Here is a 22,382-nt window from a genome sequence, read left to right on the forward strand (position 1 = left end):
CCCTCCTAATTAACACTTTGTTTAAGTGTATCACTAGAAGGGTGTTTTTTTATGTCCCATTTGACTAGGTTAGTCTAGCTTCGGCAGCTTTTTTTTAATTTCCTTCTTCTTTTTCAAGTAGCTGTTTCATAAAAGGAATCAGCTTTCTTTTTAATTCTTCATCTTGAAGAGCGAACTCTAGAGTCGTTTCGATGAAACCTTGCTTCTCACCAACATCATAACGTTTTCCTTCGAAATCATAAGCGAAGACACGCTGGATGTCATTTAGCTTTTGAATCGCATCTGTCAGTTGAATTTCTCCACCAGCCCCAATCTCTTGTTGGTCGAGGTACATAAAGATTTCTGGCGTGAAAATATAGCGCCCTAAAATGGCTAAATTCGATGGCGCTGTTCCTTGTGGCGGCTTTTCAACAAAGTTTTTCACTTGATAACGGCGTCCTTCTTGTGTAAGAGGATCAATGATCCCATAGCGATGTGTATCGCTGTCAGCCACTTGTTGAACACCAATGACAGATGAAAGTGTTTTATCATACTCATCCATTAGTTGACGAAGTCCTGGTGTTTCAGCTTGGACAATGTCATCGCCTAGTAAAACAGCGAAAGGTTCATCGCCAATGAAGTTGCGGGCACACCAAACGGCATGTCCAAGGCCTTTCGGTTCCTTTTGACGTATGTAATGAATATCAGCGATGCTCGAGGATTTTCTTACCTTTTCAAGAAGCTCGCTCTTTCCTTTTTCCTCAAGATTACGCTCGAGCTCTGGCGCAAAATCAAAATGATCCTCAATCGCTCTTTTCCCTTTTCCAGTTACAATAATAATGTCTTCAATGCCTGATTCAACAGCTTCTTCAATAATATATTGAATGGTTGGTTTATCAACAATAGGGAGCATCTCTTTAGGCATGGCTTTCGTTGCAGGGAGAAAACGTGTTCCTAGACCTGCTGCAGGTATAATCGCTTTACGTACTTTTTTCAATGAACTTTGCACCTTCCTTACATAGATAACCGATTTAACTTCATGTTTGTTCATGGTCGTCTGTTTAAAGTGTAACTTACAAATCATAGGAAAGACAAATAATTTTACTAAATAAACTTTAGTTAATGGATATTCTAAATGTCAAATGTTAAGAGAATAGAAATTTAACGTTAATTCAATGTAAATTTCTTTTTTATAACATTAATTTTATCCTCCTAATTGTGTATAATTGAAAGTACATTACCAGAAAAGAGGCATAAATCAAGTGAAGAAACTAAATGTAATGACTATTTTCGGTACTAGACCTGAAGCTATAAAAATGGCTCCACTTGTCCTTGAACTTAATAAAGAACCACAAATAAATTCTATTGTCACAGTAACAGCTCAGCATAGAGAAATGCTTGATCAAGTGCTGGAGGCATTTTCTATTACACCAGACCATGATCTAAATATCATGAAACAGAATCAAACATTATCTGAAATTACATCAAATGCACTTTTGAAACTAGATCAATTATTCCAAAAGGAAAAGCCTGATGTTGTTCTTGTTCATGGTGATACGACGACAACCTTTGCTGGAAGTTTAGCTGCTTTTTATCACCAGATTAAAGTCGCTCATGTTGAAGCTGGTTTGAGAACTAACAATAAATATTCGCCATTCCCTGAGGAATTGAATCGCCAAATGACTAGTAACATTGCGGATATTCATTTTGCACCTACACATGAGGCGAAGCAGAATCTTTTAACAGAAAATAAAAAAGAAGAAACAATTTTCGTGACAGGTAATACAGCGATTGACGCACTGCAAACAACAGTCACAGAGGAATATCAGCACCCTATTTTAGAAAAAATAGGAACAGATAAAATGATTTTGTTAACAGCACACCGCAGAGAGAATCTAGGTCAGCCTATGAAAAACATGTTTAAAGCCATTAGACGTGTGGTTGAAGAGTTCGAAGATGTACAGGTCGTATATCCTGTACATTTAAATCCTGCCGTGCGTGAAGCCGCTCAGGATGAGTTTGGTGACCTTGACCGAGTGCATTTAATTGAGCCGCTTGAAGTAGTTGATTTTCATAACTTTGCTGCTGCTTCGTATTTTATTTTGACCGATTCAGGTGGTGTGCAGGAGGAGGCGCCTTCTCTTGGTAAACCAGTATTAGTGTTGCGTGACACAACTGAAAGACCAGAAGGTGTTAAAGCGGGTACACTGAAACTTGCAGGAATAAATGAAAACAACATTTACCAGCTTGCAAAACAGTTGTTAGAAGATCAAAATGAATACGAGAGAATGTCTAAATCATCAAACCCATACGGGGATGGAAAAGCTTCAGAGCGAATAGTTAAGGCTCTGCTCACTTATTTTGGTGAAAAGTGAAATTGATAGAAGGGTGTTAAACAATTGAAAATGGAAACAGAATTAGATACTAGAGAATATATTCCTAAAAAACACCGGTTTAAATTATCGGTTATTATAGCAGCATATAATGCTGAAGACTATTTAAAAGAAACAATAGATAGTATTCTGAAGCAAGATTTGGATTTCCAAAAAAATATACAATTAATCATAGTTGATGACGGATCTGAAGATGGGACTAAAGAAATATGTAAAAAGGTGGCTCTAGATTATCCAGAAAATATAACATACTTGTATCAAGAAAATCAGGGGGTATCAGCAGCTCGCAACAAAGGCTTAGCTTTTGCAGAAGGTGAGATTGTAAATTTCCTAGATTCGGATGATAAATGGGGTCTCACTACTCTAAAAAACGCTCAGCATTATTTGGATAATCATGCGGACGTTGATGTTGTGTCTGCAAGATTAAGTTTATTCGATGCTGTAACCGGTGAACACCCTCTTAATTATAAATTTGATAAGACAACAACGAAAACAATAAATCTATTAGATGAGCCCGCTAATATTCAAATGAATGTAAGTTCTTCGTTTATTAGAAGAAGCGCTATAAAAGGCAGAGAATTTGATAGAAAACTAAAATATGGAGAAGATACAAAATTTTTATTTAATATCTTAAAAGATAATCCTAGATTAGGTTTATTGTCTTATACTGAAGGTTGTTACTGGTATAGAAAAAGAAGCAATCAGAAGTCGGCTATGGATCGGACTCTTGAAACGAAGGAGTTTTATCTAGATACAATTAAAAATTTACACATGTACATTTTAAAAAGCTTTAATGGTTTAATTCCTAAATATGCCCAATTCATGCTATTGTATGATTTGCAGTGGAGGCTTAATATTCCCCATGAAAAATTAAGCTTTTTATCTGATGAAATTAGAGAAAATTATTATCAGTTTATGAAAGAGATTCTTAGCAGTATCGATGATGAGATTATTTTAAACCCCTTAATTAGTAGACTGTCTCCGATCATGAGATTGGAGTTGTTGAATAATAAATATAAAAAGAGAGATTTTCAGATTGAATTAATAGATGATCAGTATTGGCTCTATTCGCATGGTCACAAAATTAAAAATCTTTCTGATTGGTATTTAACTCAAAATGGGTTATTTCTTAAGAATAATAAATTGCATTTAGGGTTTTCTATGCTAAATTTTGTTGGGCACGATGTCTTCGAGCCTGTACTTGTTACAAATAGTGGAAAGGTGATTAAAGCTAGCAAAAAAACACTTTTATCAAAACACTATTTCACAGATAAATGCATTAGTGGAAATACTTATTATCGTTTCGATCTTAATTTGAATAAAGAAATAACATCTCTGCAAGTAAAATATTTATTGATGAACGATATAAGTATAAGTATTAAAAATATTAGTTTGCCTGTGAAAACAAATTTTTTGCGGTTTAAAAATAATTTTATAAAAGAACTTAAAAACACCACAGTTATTAGAAAAGAACCTTCAATTTATGATGTTAAAAAAACTTCTATATTTGATAAATTTAAAAAGTATGTATTTACTATTAAATTATTAAATAGCAAGAAAACTTTTAAGTCAGGTCTATATAGACTATATGCCTTATTGAATAAAAAAATAAAGCCTAAACCTATTTGGGTTTTCATGGATCGGATTGATAGGGGCTCGGACAATGCGGAGGTCTTGTTTGAAAGAATAAGTAAAACTAACAAAATAAGTTGTTATTTTGTGATTCAAAAGAATTGTCCGGACTTTAATAGGCTAAGTGAAAGGTACCCAGGTAAGATCGTCGAGTATCGCTCGAAAAGACATCATAAATTAATGTTAATAGCAGATAAATTCTTATGTTCACATGCAGAAGATTATTTATTTAATCCTTTTGGTAAAAAAAATGGGGTGTACGTTCGTGATTTATTAGATTTCGAATTTATTTTCCTACAACATGGCGTAATTCAAAATGATCTATCTAATTGGTTGAATAAAAGTAATAAGCCAATTGATAAATTCATAACAAGTGCCGCATCTGAGAAACAAAGTATTTTAGATTCTTATGGATACCTAGAGGAAGAAGTTTTGCTTACTGGCATCCCTAGGTACGATAATTTAGAACTGTCTCAAAAAATAAATAATAGAACAATTGTCATTATGCCTACATGGAGACCAGATCTCGTTAAAAAAAGTGCGACTCAAGAGGACTTTCTTAACTCGAATTATTACAAATTTTATAATCAATTATTTAAAAATGAGGAATTGAAAAATATAACATATAAATACGGGGTCAAATTACAATTTGTTCAGCACCCGAGGATGGCTACTAAATTCAATCATTATTTTTCATTTCCACATATTGAGTTGTTAAGTGATTTTAGTTACTCTGATTTAATATCAAACTCAGGTGCAATCATCACAGACATATCATCGGTTTCTGTTGACTTTGCATATCTAAACAAACCAGTCGTATATGTTCATAATGAATTAGATCAAATTTACAAAAATGCAGTTTATAATCCGGGTTATTTTTCATTTGAACACAATGGATTCGGCCCAATATGTATAACAGTAGAAGACTTAATAGAACGGATTGAAGTCATTGTAAAAAACGATTTCAATAATGAAACTAAGTACAAAAATCGAGTTGAAAATTTCTTTGCTTTTCGGGATAAAGGAAATAGTGAGCGAGTCATAAAAGCTATTAATGGTTAAATATCTTATATTTAGCTATCATCATATAGATGAGATTTTAAATGAATTGAATTATTAGAAAAAACACCTTCAAAACTATATTAAATAGTTGAAGGTGTTTTTCTAATGTTAAATATTTGAGTGTTGGCAACCGATTAATGTTATTGCTCCAAACTTTCTTTCAATTCCGTCTTCACTTTTTCAAGATTACTTTCATCAAGTTGATAGTAATAAATATGATTGATGCGGGTACCTGAACCTTTGAGCTCGTGCTGTTTGACACTCTTTCTTGCATCTCGATAATCATTCATCACAGCCCACATATCATCAAAGGACATGTTGGTTTTCATGTTGTTTTCAACGACTTTGAACATATCACCGAATTTGGTAATTGAAGAGATGTTTGCTCCTTTTGCCATGATGCCTTCGATGACTTGGCGTTGCCTTTGCTGGCGGCCGAAGTCTCCCTTTGGATCATGCTTTCTCATTCTTGTATAAGCAAGGGCTTGATCCCCATTCAGGTTAATCTCACCTGTACCGAATGAATGACCGTCATAGCTGAAAGAAAACGTGCTGTTCACCGTAATCCCGCCGAGTGTATCGACAACATCTTTAAAGCTTTCCATGTTTACTTTGAAAAAGTAATCAACAGGTACATCAAGCAGTTCCTCTACTGTATCTGCTGCCATTTGTGTACCGCCGAAAGCATAGGAGTGATTGATTTTATCCATTGTGCCTTTTCCGACAATCTTTGTATACGTATCACGCGGGATACTGACCATTTCCGTTTTATTTGTTTTCGGGTTAACTGTCATGTATATTAATGTATCTGCACGACCACGGTCATTGTTTCGTTCATCGACACCCATTACTAAAATCGAGATTGGGTCTTTTTTACTTAAATCGACATCTTTGTCACGCTTATCTGACTTTTTGATGTTCTCTTGTATGCCTGCAACGGTAGAAGCTGCTGTATTCAAAAGATGGACAACATAACCCCCTGTTAATAATACGAATAAGCCAATTATTGACAATGTTATCCAAAGAACTTTTTTCTTCTTTCTTTTTCTTTCAGCTCTCATAATGTCCCTCACCTTTTCTATGATTCTTCCATGATTATAGGTTTAAGCCTCTTGATTCACAAGTTATTTTTTACTCTGAACCTAGATATAGACGTATTCATAAAAAAAAGGTTTCAAAAAACCTTAAATTTACCTTAAAATATTAAGTTATAAGACGATACAAAAACAAGAGGTGAAAAAAATGAAGAAAATCGTGGTTTTACCGTTCTTAATACTACTAGGTATTGTGCTCACAGCATGTGGAACGGCTGAGCAGTCCTCAGGAGAAAGTCAGACAAGTAGTGAGACTCCTCAGGTACTTGAAGAAAAAGCGGAATATGTTGGTATGGCTGATGCCCATACAGTTGAAGTGAAAAAGTCAACTACGACTTTGAGTTTTGAGTTTACTGAACACTTTAATGAAGTATTAAATGAATTTCATCCAGGTGACAACGTGGAAATTCAGTATATTCTAAACGAAAGCGGTAAAAAGGAAATTCAAGAAATTAAAAAAGTTCAATAGAGAGATGGTGGGATCATTAAATTGAAAAAAATCAGTCTAACTTTCACAATACTCATCTTACTTTTACTAGTATTGCCAAGAGATATTTCAGCTGCAAGCCCAAAAATCTCTGTCAAATTATCAAACTATGTTGGGAACAAAACGAATTTTAATATTTCAACATCGGGTTTATACAAAGTATCTGGTACAAATGTATCTACAGTGAATCGTTATGGTGGGAAGAATCGGTATGAGGTCGCCAATAGTATCGCTTCAGCAGGCTGGAAAAATCCATCTACGATTGTCATTGTGAATCGTGATGCATTTGCAGATGCCATATCTGCTACACCATTAGCTTATAAGTTGAATGCACCCATCTTATATACGAATGCTGAAAGATTAACCAAAACCACTGAAAACCAAATCAAAAAGATGAATCCTGACAATATTCTCATTATCGGTGGAACAAAAAGCGTTTCTTCAGCAGCAGAGAAATCACTGAAGAAGTATGGGAAGATTAGAAGAATTAGTGGGAAGTCACGTTATGCAGTGTCGCAAAATATTGCAAAAGAGATGGGGAACTATAGTCAGGCAGTCGTGGCGACAGGAAGCATTTTTACAGATAGTGCTTCAGTGACACCGTACGCTGCAAGAAACGGCTACCCTATTCTTTTAACGAAGAAAGATAGTTTGCCAACTTACAAGCTTCCTAAGAAAGTCGTCATTGTTGGTGGAGAAAAGAGCGTTAGTAAAAAAGTTGAAAATCAAATCAAAAAAACATCCACAGTTCAAAGAATCGGTGGAGCGAATCGATATGAGGTCTCGGCAAATATCGTAACTGGTTTAAATATGAATGCGGACAAGCTATACTTAGCAAATGGTTCGGTCTTCACAGATGCGATTACATTTTCTCTGTTAGCAGCAAAAAATAACAGCCCGATGGTACTCGTAAAATCGAACAGTCTCACATCACCTGTTACAAATGTTGTGAAAAAACGGGGAACGTACTCGTTTCAATTGTCTGGCGGAACAAAATCCATTTCATCAACACTACAGACAAAATTAGCAAATGAATTTTATCTGAAGAGTAATAAAGATTACCAATTGAATGTTTCTAACGGGAAAATTTCGATTAAAGGCATCAAGACGATTGGATCTTCAGTAAGAGTTGTTCCAGAGAAATATTCAACTTCAAATGTGATTCGAGTTGCCGGGAAACCATATTTGGGTAACATGAATTTTGCAGTAGAATCAGGCTACATTCGCCCTACAAATGAAAATATCCCTTTTGAAGATTATCTAAAAGGGGTTGTACCGAATGAAATGCCAGCAAGCTGGCATGTTGAGGCATTAAAAGCGCAAGCTGTTGCAGCACGTACATATTCTGTAAACAGTATTGGGAAGGTTGTGCCAGATACAACGGCATTCCAAGTATATGGCGGGTACAACTGGCATACCAACTCTACGAAAGCTGTAGATGCAACAAAAGGCAAGGTGCTAAAATATAATAATAGACTGATTTCTGCTACTTACTACTCGAGTAACGGGGGTTACACTGAGGCGAGTGAAGAAGTGTGGTCAAGTGCATTTCCTTATTTAGTAGCAAAAGCAGACACAAAAGATCCAAAGAATCCATGGACATTGAAACTATCTAAAACACAATTAAGTAAATCGCTAGATACAGCAAAACCAGCATCTTGGTGGAGCAAGACAACTGAAACAAATGCGAATCAGTTAAAAGGCTTAAAGAACTGGATTCTAAAAAATAAAGAAACGTCAGCTTCAGATATCAAGATAGCTTCCATTTCAAACCTATCTTTTTCAGGTAAAACAAAAGGACAGAGAGCAAAAACAGCCTCTATTACAATCAGCTATCATCTGAAAAATAAAACTGGTTCATACAGCACGAATAAATCGACGACACTTAGTTTTAAAATGACTGAACTTAGATCAATGCTTGGTGCAACAAATCTAAAGAGCACGTATGCTTCAGTGAAGAATAACACCAATGATTTCACCATTTCTGGAAAAGGATATGGTCATGGGGTTGGAATGAGTCAATACGGAGCCAAAGCGAGAGCTGAATCAGGAAGCTCATATTCAAGTATTCTGTCATTCTATTATCCGGGTGCAAAGTTGACAACGAACTAAAACATCAAAGGAGGCTATAAACGTGCGCTCTATTTTAAAAGTAGTATGTATGAGTGTAATCGCAATGTGCTTGTTTCTTCCATCTGCACTTGCTGATAATTCAGTCACAAGAATCGATGGGAAAAACCGCTATGCCGTGGCAGTGAATGCCGCGAAAAAAGGCTGGACAACAGCAAGCACAGCCGTTCTTGTAGGGAAAAATGCATATGCGGATGCGTTAAGTGCAGTACCTTTTGCGTATCAAAAAAATGCACCTGTTCTTTTTACGAACAGTAGCAGTTTATCTGCAGATACAAAAAAAGGGCTTCAAAGCTTGAAGACCAAGAATGTCACGATTCTAGGTGGAACAAAGAGTGTCTCTAGCAAAGTCACAACACAGCTAAAGGCGATGGGAATTAAAGTAACACGTATTAGTGGGAAAAATCGCTATGATTTAGCTGCAAATATTGCAAAGCAAATGAAAAGTGCTAGTACGGCAGTTGTAGCGAATGGTTATGCGTATGCAGATGCTGTTGCCATTGCACCTTATGCTGCAAAACAAGGATATCCCATTTTATTAACAAACGATAAAGGTTTACGCTCTGAAACGTCAGCTGTGATTAAGAGCAGAGGGATTAAAAACACCATCGTAATTGGTGGAGAGTCTAGCGTAAATAAATCAGCTTATTCTAGCCTGCCTTCACCTTCAAGAATTGGTGGAGCCAATCGTTATGAAGTGGCTGCAAATATCGTGTCAAAATACAACATGAGTACAAGTAATACGTATATTAGTAATGGTTTTGCATATGCGGATGCCGCTTCAGGTGCGAGCATTGCTGCCAAGCAGGGGAAAGCTTTTATTTTCACGAATGAAAAATCACTGCCGAACGCTACGAGAAAAATTATCGGTTCGAAAAAGATTACATCTTTTAGCGTCTTAGGTGGTACATCTACTGTGACGAATAATGTGACCTCTCAATTGAAAAATCCAGTCGTTGGAAAAAAGGTTTTTATTGACCCTGGTCATGGAAATCACGATTCAGGTGCAGTTGGTTACGGTCTTCTTGAGAAGAACGTGAACCTTGATGTCTCTAAACGTTTAAATACGAAATTGAAAAATGCTGGAGCACTGACAACCATGTCAAGAACATCAGACACCTTTGACAGTCTTCAAACAAGAGTGACCAAAGGTGCGAATGCGAAAGCGGATATCTTTATCAGTGTCCATGCGAACGCGAATGATAACAGTAGTGCAAATGGGACAGAAACCTATTATGATAAAACGTATGCGGCTACGAACAGCTTGAAGCTTGCACAAAATATTCAGCCGAAAATGGTGAGTGCACTAGGCACAAGAGACCGCGGTGTCAAAACGGCTGGTTTCTATGTCATTAAGTATTCTAAAATGCCGAGCGTCCTTTTAGAAACAGGCTTTGTATCCAGTCCGGTAGATTCAAACATTTTGAAGTCTTCCACTAATAAAGATAAATTAGCGTCTGGAATCGCAAGCGGTGTTTCAAATTATTTTAGATAAGAACACATGAGGGGAACTAGTGACTCCTCTTAGGCTGCTCGAGAACGTCTCTCGGCAGCCTTTTTTAAACTAGCGTAAGGCATAGGTGATGAACGTGCAAAAACGAAGATCGTTTATGCAATGTTCGTTTGTTTGTCAAGTTAAAAATAGATTTCATTTGGTGGTATTTTTGTTATAATTGAAATATAGAGGGTGGATTCTTTACTTGTTTACCCTTCAACAACAGCAAATCGACAAATCATGAAGAGGTGACGATATTGAAAAAATTAATCACGATCCCGTTTCTTGTCTTACTTTTAGGTGTCATGCTCACAGCATGCGGTACGACAAATCAATCAAAAGACAATGCGGATAACAAAGAAGAGACGACTGAAGCTAAGAATCAAAACAAAGAAAACGCATCGGATGAAACAACTGAAGGTGAGTCTGCAAGTGAAAAAGCCGGTGACCAAAGTAAAGAAACGGCTGGTCAAACAGAAGATGAAACGGATTCATCTAATGGTGATTCAAAAGAAAGTGCAACGAAAGAAGAATCGGTAAAGGATGAATCATCAGAAGCGTCTAAAACACAAAAAGAAGCAACGAACAAAGTCACCAAAGAAGGCACCTATGTCGGTTTGGCTGATGGACATACAATTGCCGTGAATATTAACGGTAAAGAAGTAGCCATTCAATTTGGGAACTCATTTTCTAAACAAGTAAATAGCATAAAAGAAAATGAAAAAGTAAAAGTAACGTATTCAAAAGATGAGAACGGAACACTTAGACTCAGCGCAATTGAATCTGTTAAAACAAAATAAACAAAAGATATAAAGACTCGCAGAATTGCGGGTCTTTTTTACGTTTGAAAGGGCATAACTTGACTTAAGTGCATATTGTTAACACATTTTTACAAGACTTAACCAAGGATTTACAATCACTTAATGTTGCTCTGATAAACTGACTTTCATAGAACATCTCTTTACATAACAACTACTTATTAGTGAGGTGCGGGTCAGTGAGCGCAGAGAAAGCGATGAATCTTTACAGAGAATATGAAGTGAGACGAAACCACTCTTTTGCTTTAACAGAGCATATGGTTCGCTATTTATTTGCAAAACGTTTCATAGATTTAGTGTTCTCGATCATCGGATTGATTTTAAGTATGCCAATCATTTTGCTGTTTGCCCTTTTGGTTAAGCTAGAAACACCAGGGCCAGCCTTTTATATGCAGGAAAGGGTTGGGAAAGATGGTGTGTACTTTAAATTATGGAAGCTCAGATCAATGAGAACGGATGCCGAAAGTGGCGGGGCCAAGTGGGCACAAAAAAATGACCCTCGCGTCACCAAAGTAGGGGCATTCATTCGAAGAACTAGAATTGATGAACTGCCACAATTTATCAACGTGTTAAAAGGAGAAATGAGTATTGTTGGTCCAAGGCCAGAACGACCAATGTTTACTGCTGAGTTTCATCAGGCAATTCCAGACTTCACGAAAAGACTTGCTGTCAAACCAGGGCTGACAGGTCTTGCACAAGTGAATGGAGGATATGACATGAGCCCAAGTGAAAAATTATCATATGACTTACAGTATATTCAACACTTGACATTCTCTCTCGACACGAAGATTATGGTAAAAACGTTAAAAGTTATTATGACTGGAGACGGAGCCAGATAAGTAAAGTAGGGAAGAGATATGGCAAGTATGAAAAGTCGCATACTACGTGGAGCGAAATGGACAAGCTTGTCCGCATTGATCATCACCATCATCCAAATCGCACAGTTTGCCTTTTTAGGGAACGTGATGTCGCTCAAGGAATTTGGGCTCGTCGGTATGATGACAACTGTCACAATATTTACACAAATTTTACTCGATTTAGGAATCGGTGCGGCGATCATTCAAAAACAACAAATCACTGAACGTCAATTATCTACATTATATTGGATGAACTTACTGACAGGCGTTATCTTGTTTTGTTTGCTAATTCTGGCAAGTCCGATGATTGCCGCCTTTTATTCTCGGCCCGAATTAGAAGGATTGCTCAAGCTATTATCTGTGATGTTTCTCATTGCACCTATAGGTCAGCAATACCAATATATGATGCAAAAAGATTTAGCCTTTAAAACATTAAGTACAATCGAAACGGTTGTCACCGTGGTATCATTGTTCACTTTACTCGTGCTGACCTTTTTCACCAATCCGGTTGTTGCTTATGTCATATCACAAGTGTTGCTGCAATCAGGAAAAGGTCTCACATATGCAGCGGTCTATTGGAAGAAGTGGCGACCAGCACCGATTTTCGCTTTAGGTGAGGTGAAGGAATTCTTCTCATTCGGTGCTTTCCAATTGGCATCCAGGTTAGTCAATCGAGCTGGATCTAACATTGACATGATTTTAATCGGTCGTTTTCTCGGCGCTGAGGCTTTAGGTATTTATAGCTTGGCTTATCAAATTGTGACGATTCCTGTGCTGAAAATTAACCCGATTGTCACAAGGGTGGCATTTCCGATTTTCGCGAAAAGTCAAGATGATCATAAAATGTTGCGCGAAGGTTTCTTAGGCATGACAAACATGCTAGCGCTCATCAGTTTTCCATTATTACTTGGCCTTGTGGCTGTATCAGATCATTTTATAGAAGTGGTGTTTGGAGAGAAATGGCTGGTTGCAGTCCCTGTCCTCAATATTCTGTGTATCGTTGGGCTCCTACGTGTGCTCATGAACCCCAATGGTTCTATTCTTCTTGCAAAAGGGAGAGCGGATTTAGCGTTTTATTGGGATTCAGGCATGCTCATTGTCTATGGAGGTGCGCTATATGCAGGCGTCAGTACTGGCAATCTAATGACAGTGGCTTGGATGTATGCAGGGGTCAGTTTATTGAACTTCATTGTCGGCAGATGGCTGATGGCGTACATCATTCAGCTTGATATGAAGGTATACATGAAAACGCTAGGGAAGCCCGCTATCATGTCTTTATTAATGGCGGTATGTGCAGTAGCTATTCATCAAGGAATGAAGCTCACCTCAGCGCACGTTTCGGTTCAATTGCTATTGACGGTTTGCTTGAGTGCTGCTTTTTATAGTCTGCTGTTCTTAAAGTTATATCCACATGCATTAGGGAAATTAGTGAGAAGAGGTCGTTCGTCATGAAGGTGCTATGGCTGACAAGTGTATATCCAAGTGAGAGACATCCAAGTGAAGGCGTGTTTCACGAAACGCAAGTGCAGGAACTTCTTGAAAGAGGAATAGACGTGACGGTCATTTGTCCGAATCCAGTGAATCCACCCGTTTTGCGGATGCTTAAGTCATCCTACCGCCAGAAAAAAAACATACCAGCACAAGAAGTGAGACATGGCGTGACCGTTTATCGACCTCCTTATACAGCACTACCTGGTCAGCTGAAATGGGCACAGCCAAGTCAACGAATAGCGACAGCTGTCCTTCATACGATGAAGCGCCATCAGTTATCACCGGATTTCATACATGCCCATTTTGCGATGCCATCAGGTGGAGCTGCTGCTGTCATCAAGAGGCAGACTGGCATTCCGTATGTTCTTACCTTGCATGGTAGTGATGTCAATGTGTACCCGCACTATAGCAAAGGAGCTCTTAAAGCTTTTGAAACAGCGGTCAATGAGGCTTCATCCGTATTGACAGTAAGTGAGGAGTTGGCACGAAAGGCAAATGACATGACAAATGTGGGGGCTCAATTTCTCCCCCTTGGTATTCCTCTTCAGTCATTTTCTGAGATGACGGAAGATCAAGAAGACATAAGGAAGCGGTTGGGATTGCCTCTTGGCGACAAACTGGTTGTCTACATCGGGCGATTAGTGAGAGAAAAAGGCTTACTTGAATTAGCTGATGCCGTAAGTGAAATGAACGGTGTCAAAGCAGTATTTGTTGGCAAAGGGCCACTTGAAAAGGAGCTAACTGAACGAGCTGGTGCATCCATGATATTAGCGGGACAGGTGCCGAATCACGAGGTGAAGGATTACCTCGTGGCAGCCGATTTGTTCGCACTTCCTTCCTATAGTGAAGGAATGCCAACTGTTGTCCTTGAAGCACTCGCCTTAAAAGTGCCTGTCATTGCGACACGAGTGGGTGGACTTCCATCGTTATTTTCCACCTATCAGCACCTTCTCATTGACCCGCGTTCAACGAGCGAGCTCAAAGAGGCGATTCACGCTTACTTGTATGAGAACAAATGGGATGTGCAAGTGAAGGAAGATCTTCACCAAGTCGTTCAATCTGACTATTCATCGGCGAAGAATGCTGTGCAGCTCATCAATCAATATGAATTGATACACAATCAATCAATATCCATCGTTTAAACGAAATGAAACTTGCAAAGACTGATAGATAACCGTTTGGAACGAACAATATGCTTTTACTGAGAGGATGAATAATAGTGAAGAAAATTGCTGTGATTGGAACAGGGTATGTCGGGTTAGTATCGGGTACATGTTTTGCTGATATCGGAAATCGTGTCATTTGCTGTGACATCGATGAGTCTAAAATCAACAGCTTAAAAAGTGGTGTCGTTCCAATTTATGAACCGGGTTTAAAGGAATTGATTGACAAGAATACGGAAGAGGGAAAACTGTGTTTTACCACCAATATTCCTGCCGCGATTCGGGAGTCAGAGGTGATCTATATTGCTGTGGGTACACCGATGACAGCAGAGGGTGAAGCAGACTTAACATATGTAAAGGCAGTTGCCCAAACAATTGGAGAACACCTAAATGGCTACAAAGTCATTGTGAACAAGAGCACTGTACCTGTGGGTACTGGCCGTCTAGTGCAAGCGATTGTTGAAAAGGCATCACGCAGTAAATATCCATTTGATGTTGTATCAAACCCTGAGTTTCTACGTGAAGGTTCTGCCATTCAAGATACGATGCAGATGGAGAGGGCAGTCATTGGATCTACGAGCACACATGCATCAGCCATCATCAAAAAATTGCATGAGCCATTTCAAACAGAGGTTGTCGAAACCAATTTAGAAAGCGCAGAAATGATTAAATATGCTGCAAATGCAATGCTCGCAACTAAAATTTCATTCATCAATGATATCGCCAATATTTGCGAGCGGGTCGGTGCCGACGTTGAAAAAGTCAGTGAAGGAGTCGGATTAGACAGCCGTATTGGACATAAATTTCTAAAGGCTGGTATTGGATTTGGGGGATCGTGTTTCCCGAAAGATACAATGGCGCTCCTAAAAATTGCAGAAACAGCGGGCTACAGGTTCAAGTTAATTGAGTCTGTCATTGAAACGAATAATAATCAAAGAGCCCACCTAGTGAGCAAACTGATGAGTGTATTCGGTGATATCAAAGGGAAAACCATTTCTGTCTTGGGGCTCGCATTTAAACCGAACACGAATGATATGAGGTCAGCGCCAGCATTAGATATTATCCCGATGCTGAGAGAGCTGGGTGCTTTTGTGAAAGCTTATGATCCAGTTGCATATGCCGAAGCAGAAAGAGAGCTAGGTCCTCAGGCGGTTTTTAGCAATGACCTTTATGATACAATCAAAGAAACAGATGCTTGTCTCATCTTAACAGAGTGGGATGAGGTACAGAAGGTAGATAAAGAGAAAATGAAACAATTGCTTCGATCCCCAATTTTAATTGATGGTAGGAATTTATTTGATCCAGCGGAAATGAGAGCAAGAGGATTTGTTTACCAGTCAGTTGGCCGCCCAGGCGTATGGGATGCAGAATTGGTATCGAAGGCACAATAATAGGAGGAACTTGGATGAAGAAGGTATTGGTTACTGGAGGAAGTGGGTTTATCGGGTCACACACAGTGGAGGCTTTATTAGAAAAAGAATTTGAGCCCATTGTCCTCGACAATTTCTCAACAGGATCTCGTCAAAATATTGCACATCTTCCTGTTCAATGTATTGAGGCAGATATCACACATCCCGAAACGGTTGATTTGATCAAGCAATTAGCACCAGATTATATCATTCATCTTGCAGCACAAGTCAGTGTGGCTGCTTCGGTTAAAGATGTTTTGTATGACGAAGAGGTCAATATTAAAGGATCACTTCAGGTCATGAAAGCAGCTTCTGAAGCTAAAGTGAAAAGAGTGGTGTTTGCCTCGTCGGCAGCTGTCTATGGAGATCCCGTGTATCTCCCAGTGGATACAGAGCACAGGTTACAGCCAGGCTCACCCTATGGCTTATCTAAATTGACCGTTGAGCGGTATTTAGAATTGTTTCAATCGCTGTATGGTTTGGATTATTCCATATTACGATACAGCAATGTGTATGGTCCGCGCCAAGATGCACTTGGTGAGGGTGGAGTTGTCTCGATTTTTTCTGATAAGTTTGCAAAGCAAGAAGCACCATTTATCTTTGGAAATGGAGAACAAACAAGAGATTTTATCTATGTAGGTGATCTAGCAGCAGCGAATGTAGCGGCTTTAACTGCCCAATCAAACGTTTGTTTAAATGTCTCAAGTGGTGATTCAATCACAGTAAATGAGCTGTTTCAAACGATGAAGCGAGTAACGAAATCACACCTCGAACCGATTTACAAGCCGGAGCGCCCAGGAGATATTGTGCATAGTACATTGGCGAATGAAAAAACGAAGCAAGTCCTAGCATGGGAGCCAGTCGTAAGCTTACAAGAAGGTTTGACTCGTACCATCTCCTACTATGAACAAGAGGTAAAGGCTTAACCATATAAATTGGATGGATGTCTTAGGAGGCAAATGGGTATGAGTGCGAAACAAACAGCATGGCAAATCATGATCGGATGTATGTTGGGTGTTGCGGGGATCATGTTTTTACAAATGGGAACCTCGCAGCCTGTCGGGTTAAAGAAAATGGTCGCAATCCCAGTGGTGCTTGTAATGTTGGCAGCAGTTGCTTTATTCATGAAACGCTACATGAATGGTGATCAAGTATTTATGTCAGCCATTTACCTGCTGATTGCATGTACCTTTCTCAATAACGCATTTTTTTCCATCAGTGTCAGTTTCTTTAGTCTTTTTCTCTATCGCATCATGCTTCTTATCGTCTTTGCTTTATTCATATGGCGAATGAGAGACAAGGGAACATACATACCACAGTGGCAACATATTCGTGTGAAAGGAATTCTTGGTTTCTTCATTGTCTGGTTTCTTTATGGGCTGATCTCGTTGCTTTGGGCTCAATCAGTCACAGAAGGTCTGAAATATATGTCTCTGCTTGCGATGGGAATTGGTTTTGTCTTTCTTGTCGTCATGTACATTCAGCGGATGGACCAAATGGTCACGTTTTATAGCATTTGGCTGATCATGACCGTCTTTTTAATGGGAATTGGATTCTATAATCACTTTACCTTGAACCATTTACCGAATACATCATTGTATCTCGGTCCAGCATACAAACAGCATTATCCGACCTCTGTGTTTTTTAATCAAAATGACTTCGCAACATTTTTATCGATTAGCTTTTTCTTATATGTCGCGTGCATGCGTCAAATGAAAAATGGATATGTCAAAGCGTTTGGTTTACTAGGGGCCATTTTATCTCTTTATCTCATTTTTTTAACAGATTCTCGCGCCAGTTTGCTCGGTGTATTCGCAGGAATGGCTATTTACGTATGGCTGCTCATGCCACGTTTTTTGAAAAAGTGGTCACTGATCACAGTGGGTGGACTTGGTATCGTCTTTGTTGCCATCTTTTCAGCCAAAATCTATTCCGTTTTTTATGACCTGTTTCTTGCTTCTCAAGTTGCTCATTCTTTTAGTGAACCACTCCCGTCTAACATTGCTAGAGCGAATTTAATCAAAAATGCATGGCACTTTTTCACAAATTCATACGGCTTCGGAGTCGGTGCAGGCAATGTGTCGTACTACTTGGCTCACTACTCAATTTTTGATACAGATCAAGTCGTTGAAGTGCACAATTGGCTACTAGAAGTGATGACGAATTTTGGATTTGCAATCATGCTTGGCTATATTTCAGTGTACGCCTATCTCATGTTCACACTTTACAAACAATACCGATTGGCTGATACACGATCCGCAAAAATGATCATTGAAGGTCTATTTGCTGCGATGTTGAGCTTCCTTGTCTCAAGCATCAGTCCAAGTTCTGTTTCGAATTTATATTTCCACTGGGTGTTTTTAGGACTCGTGATTGCAGCGGTGAATATATTGAAAAATAAACAGCGTTTTAAGCATTGGTAGAAGTGTGTGTGCTCTGTTGTATGGCTACACTAGTAAAAAAGCAAATACGTCAATGTTGGGAGATTAAACATGTCTGGTTTCATTCTAAGAATTAGGAAGCGAATAAGAAAATACATCGTTTTGTTGGTGCTACTACCTGTATTATTAGCAGCGTTTAGTTTCTTTTTTGCAAAAGGAACAGCGGGGCCGTCAAATTATACAGCCACTGTCACCCTGACACTAGGTAAATACGATGACGGGGTGTACAACAACATCGCAGAAGTGACATCTCTATTAAAAAGTGATGCATTTCTGAAGCAAGCACTTGGGGATCTAAAAGAAGAAGAACGACAAGATGTGAAAAATCGCTTGATTCTCACCAACCAATCAGATACACAATTACAGCTTGCGTTTACAGATGCGAAGGATGATCAAGCCTTAGCAGTCGTGAAGCAGGTGTCAGACACATTTTTAAAGCAAGACAACGCTCTATTCTCGGAAAGACAGCAGGTCATTGAAAGAAGACTTTCCGCTCTCGAAGGTGAATCGGTTAGCGATGATTCAAAAGTAGATAAAGAACGCTTCTTATATGAATTGGAGTCTACGAAGCTCGGAATGAAGCAAGCCAAAATTGTCGATCCTGCCCAAGTCATCGATGAAGGAAATAAGGGCATGTCAGCGAAAAAACGAGCGCTGCTTGGACTCATCATCGGCCTTAGCATCTCGTTCATGTTTGTCGTGTTACCTGAACTGTTCAAAGAATCTTAATGATGAACTGGAGATGAGTTTGAAGTGAACAAACAACCGTTAGTCTCAATCATTACACCGGCATATAATGCAGAACGTTTTATAACGGATACAGTTCATTCCGTCCTTGCCCAAACCTATTCCAATTGGGAGTTAATCATTGCAGACGATTGTTCAACAGATGGAACAAGGGATGTATTGAAGGAGTTAAGTCAAACGGACGACAGAATCAAGCTCATCTTTTTAGAGGAAAATGGAGGAGCGGCTATTGCGAGGAATACAGCCATTAGACAGGCGAAAGGGCGCTTCATCGCTTTTTTAGATAGTGATGATCGATGGAAAGAAACAAAGCTGGAGAAACAGGTAGACTTTATGCTGGTGCATGACTACGCATTTACCTTCACAGCGTATGACATGATCTCAGAAAACGGAGAGCCGTTGCAAAAAACCGTTACAGCACCTCATCAATTGAACTACAATGAAGCCTTGAAAAATACGATTATTGGCTGTTTGACGGTGATGCTCGATCTTCAGCAAGTGGGACATGTGGAAATGCCGAACATCCGCACAAGACAAGACTTGGCCACATGGTTGTCTATTTTAAAAAGAGGGTTTACAGCCTATGGCATGAGTGAACCGTTGAGTGAATATCGAATTGTTGGAAACTCTATCTCTAGTAATAAGTGGAAAGCAGCGAAAAAAACATGGTTTGTCTACCGAGAAATTGAGCAGCTTCATTTAGTCAAAGCGACTTGGTGCTTCATGCACTATGCCACAAATGCTGTGAAGAAGCGCTTATAAACAGAAGGGGAAAAAGGTGATGAAGGTGAAATCAGACGCAATCATACATGTGATCGTAGCGACAGGAGAATGGGGACAGGATGGACTGAGATACCGACGTCATCGTTTAGCGGAATTTTTGGCTGACGATCCAGAAACGAAAGAAGTTATCTGGGTATGTCCATCTGCATCCCGCCATGAAACGCCCTTTCAACCTGTCTCAGAACAAATCAAACAATTTGTTGTTCCAGATGTACTGAAGAGCAAAATATTCCGCTTTGGCCGTTATCAAGATATGTTCTATATTCACAAATTGTCCCCGCTTCTTGACTATTTGCGACAGGAAGAAAAGAAGGGAATCGCTGTTTGCTTATGGTATACGTTTCCTGGATTTCCGCTCCTATCGTCTTTATTTGAATGGAAACATATTGTGTATGATTGCAGTGACCTGTGGGGAGAGCCGATTAGCGGGAAACATAACATGCTCTCCTATATGAGGCAGCGTGTCATTGTCAAAGCAGAAAATCGAATCATTCAATATGCACACAGCATCACATGTTCTTCCCAATACTTACATGACCAAATCAAAAAACGACTGATGGGTGAACCGAAAGATGTGTTCACAGTAGAAAATGGAGTGGAGTATGATGTCTTTGCGAAAAGCAATCTTCCTAGTAAAGAGGATGTACTAGAAGGAAGAACAGGAACGGTTGTTGGCTTTATTGGAGGGATTAAACCGAAACTCGATTTCGGGTTGATCATGCAAGCGGCAGAGATGCAGCCGGAATGGGCATTTTTATTTGTGGGCCCCGATGGAACAAATGGAGATCCATCTTTTCAGCATGCACTCAAACTACCCAATGTCATCTGGACGGGAGCTGTTGCCCCAGAAGAAGTGCCTGCGTATATGAAATTGATTGATGTAGGAATGATGCCTTACAAACAATCACCATACAATAAAGCTGTTTTTCCACTAAAACTATTTGAGTTTTTAGCCGCAGGAAAACCTGTTGTCGGTTTAAATCTTCCGTCAACGGAAAGGCTAAAAGAGAATGATGTGTATGAATATATGGAGGGAGCAAATCCTGCCCTCTTCGTAGAAGCCTGCCAAAAAGTGATCAGTAAAAAAGACGATATGACTTACAGAGATCTAAGACAAAGCCGGGCAAAGAAAAAAGATTGGCACGCACTGTTCACAAACATGGTGGAGCTGACGAATATTAAAGAAAACGCATAATTCATACAGGATTGTGCGTTTTTATTTATTTGTTCTTTACAGGGGAAACTTGTGATCACCCTCTATTCAATTGTATAATGGAACGAGCGGCCAATATACAAAATACAGATTTCAATTTAGAAGGAGACTGACCTATGGATTACGAACGCGCCTTATTAGCGTTTTTTGTCTCTCTGGCTACGGTTTTAATTGTGACACCAATCGTCAAAAAGCTCGCAATTAAGGTAGGTGCAGTGGACCAGCCGAATAAACGAAAAGTTCATGATCAAGTGATGCCTCGAATGGGTGGATTGGCAATTTTTATTGGGGTAGCCGCTGGCGCATTAGCAGGTGGGCTGTTTCTACATAATAAAATTACAGCAATATCAGTTGGTGCCGTACTCATTGTCGTTTTAGGTATATTTGACGATAAATATAATTTAAGTGCAAAATTTAAATTTCTCGTTCAAGTACTCGTTGCTTGTTTAATTGTCAGCACGGGTTTAAAAATGGACTTTTTCTCTGTTCCTTTCTTAACTGACCGACTTGAGTTAGGATGGATGGCTTATCCTCTGACTGTGTTATGGATTGTCGGTATCACGAATGCCATTAATTTAATTGATGGACTAGATGGGCTTGCTGCAGGTATTTCTGTCATTGGATTAACAACAATTGCAGTCATGGCATTTTCTGCAGACAAGATATTGATCCTTTCTTTATCTCTTGTCGTGATTGGAAGTACAATTGGATTTCTATTTTATAATTTCCATCCTGCTAAGATTTTTATGGGCGATACAGGCTCGTTATTCTTAGGCTATATGATTGCTGTGCTGTCCCTTTTAGGCTTATATAAAAGTGTGACATTATTTAGTGTTGTCGTTCCTGTCATCATCTTAGGTGTCCCTATTTTTGACACAACCTTTGCAATTATAAGAAGGATTTTGAACAAACAGCCAATATCAGCACCGGATAAATCTCACATTCATCACAGACTGATGGCATTCGGCTTGTCTCATCGAATGACGGTCATCGTGATTTACATGATTGGCATCATTTTTAGCTTAAGTGCCATTTTACTAACAAGTGTCACCATTTGGCTGTCGCTGATCATTATCTTTCTGTTAGTCATGTTTATGCAAGTGATTGCGGAAGTGACAGGTCTGGTGAACGAAGAGTTTAAGCCGTTTACAAAATTCTATAAACGCATGGTGAAAAGAAACTAAAAAA

General features: G+C 39.0%; 18 protein-coding genes. 16 read left to right on the forward strand and 2 right to left on the reverse strand.

The window, feature by feature from the left end; translation table 11 throughout:
- Nucleotides 1-94: 94 nt before the first annotated feature.
- Nucleotides 95-976: a UTP--glucose-1-phosphate uridylyltransferase GalU gene (gene galU, locus AB1K80_RS14880; RefSeq protein WP_412857556.1), complete on the reverse strand. Its 882-nt coding sequence runs from the start codon at nt 974-976 to the stop codon at nt 95-97.
- A 265-nt stretch (nt 977-1,241) separates the two neighbouring features.
- Between galU and wecB the strand changes: the two genes are divergently transcribed.
- The gene (gene wecB, locus AB1K80_RS14885) at nt 1,242-2,354 is read left to right on the forward strand and encodes a non-hydrolyzing UDP-N-acetylglucosamine 2-epimerase (RefSeq protein WP_412857557.1); all 1,113 of its coding nucleotides are present in this window, start codon (nt 1,242-1,244) and stop codon (nt 2,352-2,354) included.
- Between the two features lie 30 nt (nt 2,355-2,384).
- Nucleotides 2,385-5,066 (forward strand): CDP-glycerol:glycerophosphate glycerophosphotransferase, encoded by a 2,682-nt coding sequence (locus AB1K80_RS14890; protein ID WP_412857610.1) that lies wholly within the window; start codon nt 2,385-2,387, stop codon nt 5,064-5,066.
- Between the two features lie 140 nt (nt 5,067-5,206).
- On the opposite strand, the gene AB1K80_RS14895 is transcribed toward AB1K80_RS14890, so the two are convergent.
- Nucleotides 5,207-6,127 carry a LytR family transcriptional regulator gene (locus AB1K80_RS14895; protein WP_412857558.1) on the reverse strand — a complete coding sequence of 307 codons (921 nt, stop codon included), beginning with the start codon at nt 6,125-6,127 and terminating at the stop codon, nt 5,207-5,209.
- Between the two features lie 181 nt (nt 6,128-6,308).
- Here AB1K80_RS14895 and AB1K80_RS14900 point away from each other — a divergent pair, with 181 nt between their 5' ends.
- From AB1K80_RS14900 to AB1K80_RS14965, 14 genes are all read left to right on the forward strand, one after another.
- Entirely contained in the window at nt 6,309-6,629 is a 321-nt protein-coding gene (locus AB1K80_RS14900; protein WP_412857559.1) for a LytA, read from the forward strand.
- Between the two features lie 21 nt (nt 6,630-6,650).
- The gene (locus tag AB1K80_RS14905; protein ID WP_412857561.1) at nt 6,651-8,759 is read left to right on the forward strand and encodes a SpoIID/LytB domain-containing protein; all 2,109 of its coding nucleotides are present in this window, start codon (nt 6,651-6,653) and stop codon (nt 8,757-8,759) included.
- Nucleotides 8,760-8,781: 22 nt separating this feature from the next.
- The gene (locus tag AB1K80_RS14910) at nt 8,782-10,272 is read left to right on the forward strand and encodes an N-acetylmuramoyl-L-alanine amidase (protein WP_412857562.1); all 1,491 of its coding nucleotides are present in this window, start codon (nt 8,782-8,784) and stop codon (nt 10,270-10,272) included.
- Nucleotides 10,273-10,520: 248 nt separating this feature from the next.
- The gene (locus AB1K80_RS14915) at nt 10,521-11,072 is read left to right on the forward strand and encodes a hypothetical protein (RefSeq protein ID WP_412857563.1); all 552 of its coding nucleotides are present in this window, start codon (nt 10,521-10,523) and stop codon (nt 11,070-11,072) included.
- A gap of 197 nt (nt 11,073-11,269) precedes the next feature.
- Nucleotides 11,270-11,929, forward strand: coding sequence for a sugar transferase (locus tag AB1K80_RS14920; protein WP_412857564.1), 660 nt, complete (start codon nt 11,270-11,272; stop codon nt 11,927-11,929).
- Between the two features lie 18 nt (nt 11,930-11,947).
- Nucleotides 11,948-13,399: a teichuronic acid biosynthesis protein TuaB gene (gene tuaB / locus AB1K80_RS14925; RefSeq protein ID WP_412857565.1), complete on the forward strand. Its 1,452-nt coding sequence runs from the start codon at nt 11,948-11,950 to the stop codon at nt 13,397-13,399.
- Nucleotides 13,396-14,580, forward strand: a complete 1,185-nt coding sequence (gene tuaC, locus AB1K80_RS14930; protein ID WP_412857567.1) for a teichuronic acid biosynthesis protein TuaC — start codon at nt 13,396-13,398, stop codon at nt 14,578-14,580. The genes tuaB and tuaC overlap by 4 nt, the downstream gene beginning before the upstream one ends.
- A 74-nt stretch (nt 14,581-14,654) precedes the next feature.
- Nucleotides 14,655-15,992 carry a UDP-glucose 6-dehydrogenase TuaD gene (gene tuaD / locus AB1K80_RS14935; RefSeq protein WP_412857611.1) on the forward strand — a complete coding sequence of 446 codons (1,338 nt, stop codon included), beginning with the start codon at nt 14,655-14,657 and terminating at the stop codon, nt 15,990-15,992.
- 14 nt (nt 15,993-16,006) lie between these two features.
- Nucleotides 16,007-16,936, forward strand: a complete 930-nt coding sequence (locus tag AB1K80_RS14940) for an NAD-dependent epimerase/dehydratase family protein (RefSeq protein ID WP_412857568.1) — start codon at nt 16,007-16,009, stop codon at nt 16,934-16,936.
- A gap of 39 nt (nt 16,937-16,975) precedes the next feature.
- On the forward strand, nt 16,976-18,433 hold the full coding sequence (gene tuaE, locus AB1K80_RS14945) for a teichuronic acid biosynthesis protein TuaE (protein WP_412857569.1): 1,458 nt from the start codon (nt 16,976-16,978) through the stop codon (nt 18,431-18,433).
- 69 nt (nt 18,434-18,502) lie between these two features.
- A complete protein-coding gene (tuaF, locus tag AB1K80_RS14950; protein ID WP_412857571.1) occupies nt 18,503-19,180 on the forward strand; it encodes a teichuronic acid biosynthesis protein TuaF in 678 nt (225 codons plus the stop codon).
- A 24-nt stretch (nt 19,181-19,204) separates the two neighbouring features.
- Nucleotides 19,205-19,960, forward strand: a complete 756-nt coding sequence (tuaG, locus tag AB1K80_RS14955; RefSeq protein WP_412857572.1) for a teichuronic acid biosynthesis protein TuaG — start codon at nt 19,205-19,207, stop codon at nt 19,958-19,960.
- 19 nt (nt 19,961-19,979) lie between these two features.
- Complete coding sequence (gene tuaH, locus AB1K80_RS14960; RefSeq protein WP_412857573.1) at nt 19,980-21,176, forward strand: teichuronic acid biosynthesis protein TuaH; 1,197 nt, start codon at nt 19,980-19,982, stop codon at nt 21,174-21,176.
- Nucleotides 21,177-21,310: 134 nt separating this feature from the next.
- Nucleotides 21,311-22,378, forward strand: a complete 1,068-nt coding sequence (locus AB1K80_RS14965) for a glycosyltransferase family 4 protein (protein ID WP_412857575.1) — start codon at nt 21,311-21,313, stop codon at nt 22,376-22,378.
- The last annotated feature ends 4 nt before the right edge of the window (nt 22,379-22,382 follow it).

The sequence above is a fragment of the Bacillus sp. 179-C3.3 HS genome, assembly GCF_047229225.1.
Lineage (GTDB): Bacteria > Bacillota > Bacilli > Bacillales > Bacillaceae > Bacillus.

What these genes read in the sequence shown, in the direction of transcription:
- AB1K80_RS14890 (WP_412857610.1), top strand. Translation starts at nt 2,385, where the DNA reads ATGGAAACAGAATTAGATACTAGAGAATATATTCCTAAAAAACACCGG.
- AB1K80_RS14895 (WP_412857558.1), bottom strand. Translation starts at nt 6,127, where the DNA reads ATGAGAGCTGAAAGAAAAAGAAAGAAGAAAAAAGTTCTTTGGATAACA.
- AB1K80_RS14900 (WP_412857559.1), top strand. Translation starts at nt 6,309, where the DNA reads ATGAAGAAAATCGTGGTTTTACCGTTCTTAATACTACTAGGTATTGTG.
- tuaB (WP_412857565.1), top strand. Translation starts at nt 11,948, where the DNA reads ATGGCAAGTATGAAAAGTCGCATACTACGTGGAGCGAAATGGACAAGC.
- tuaC (WP_412857567.1), top strand. Translation starts at nt 13,396, where the DNA reads ATGAAGGTGCTATGGCTGACAAGTGTATATCCAAGTGAGAGACATCCA.
- AB1K80_RS14940 (WP_412857568.1), top strand. Translation starts at nt 16,007, where the DNA reads ATGAAGAAGGTATTGGTTACTGGAGGAAGTGGGTTTATCGGGTCACAC.
- tuaE (WP_412857569.1), top strand. Translation starts at nt 16,976, where the DNA reads ATGAGTGCGAAACAAACAGCATGGCAAATCATGATCGGATGTATGTTG.
- tuaF (WP_412857571.1), top strand. Translation starts at nt 18,503, where the DNA reads ATGTCTGGTTTCATTCTAAGAATTAGGAAGCGAATAAGAAAATACATC.
- tuaH (WP_412857573.1), top strand. Translation starts at nt 19,980, where the DNA reads ATGAAGGTGAAATCAGACGCAATCATACATGTGATCGTAGCGACAGGA.
- AB1K80_RS14965 (WP_412857575.1), top strand. Translation starts at nt 21,311, where the DNA reads ATGGATTACGAACGCGCCTTATTAGCGTTTTTTGTCTCTCTGGCTACG.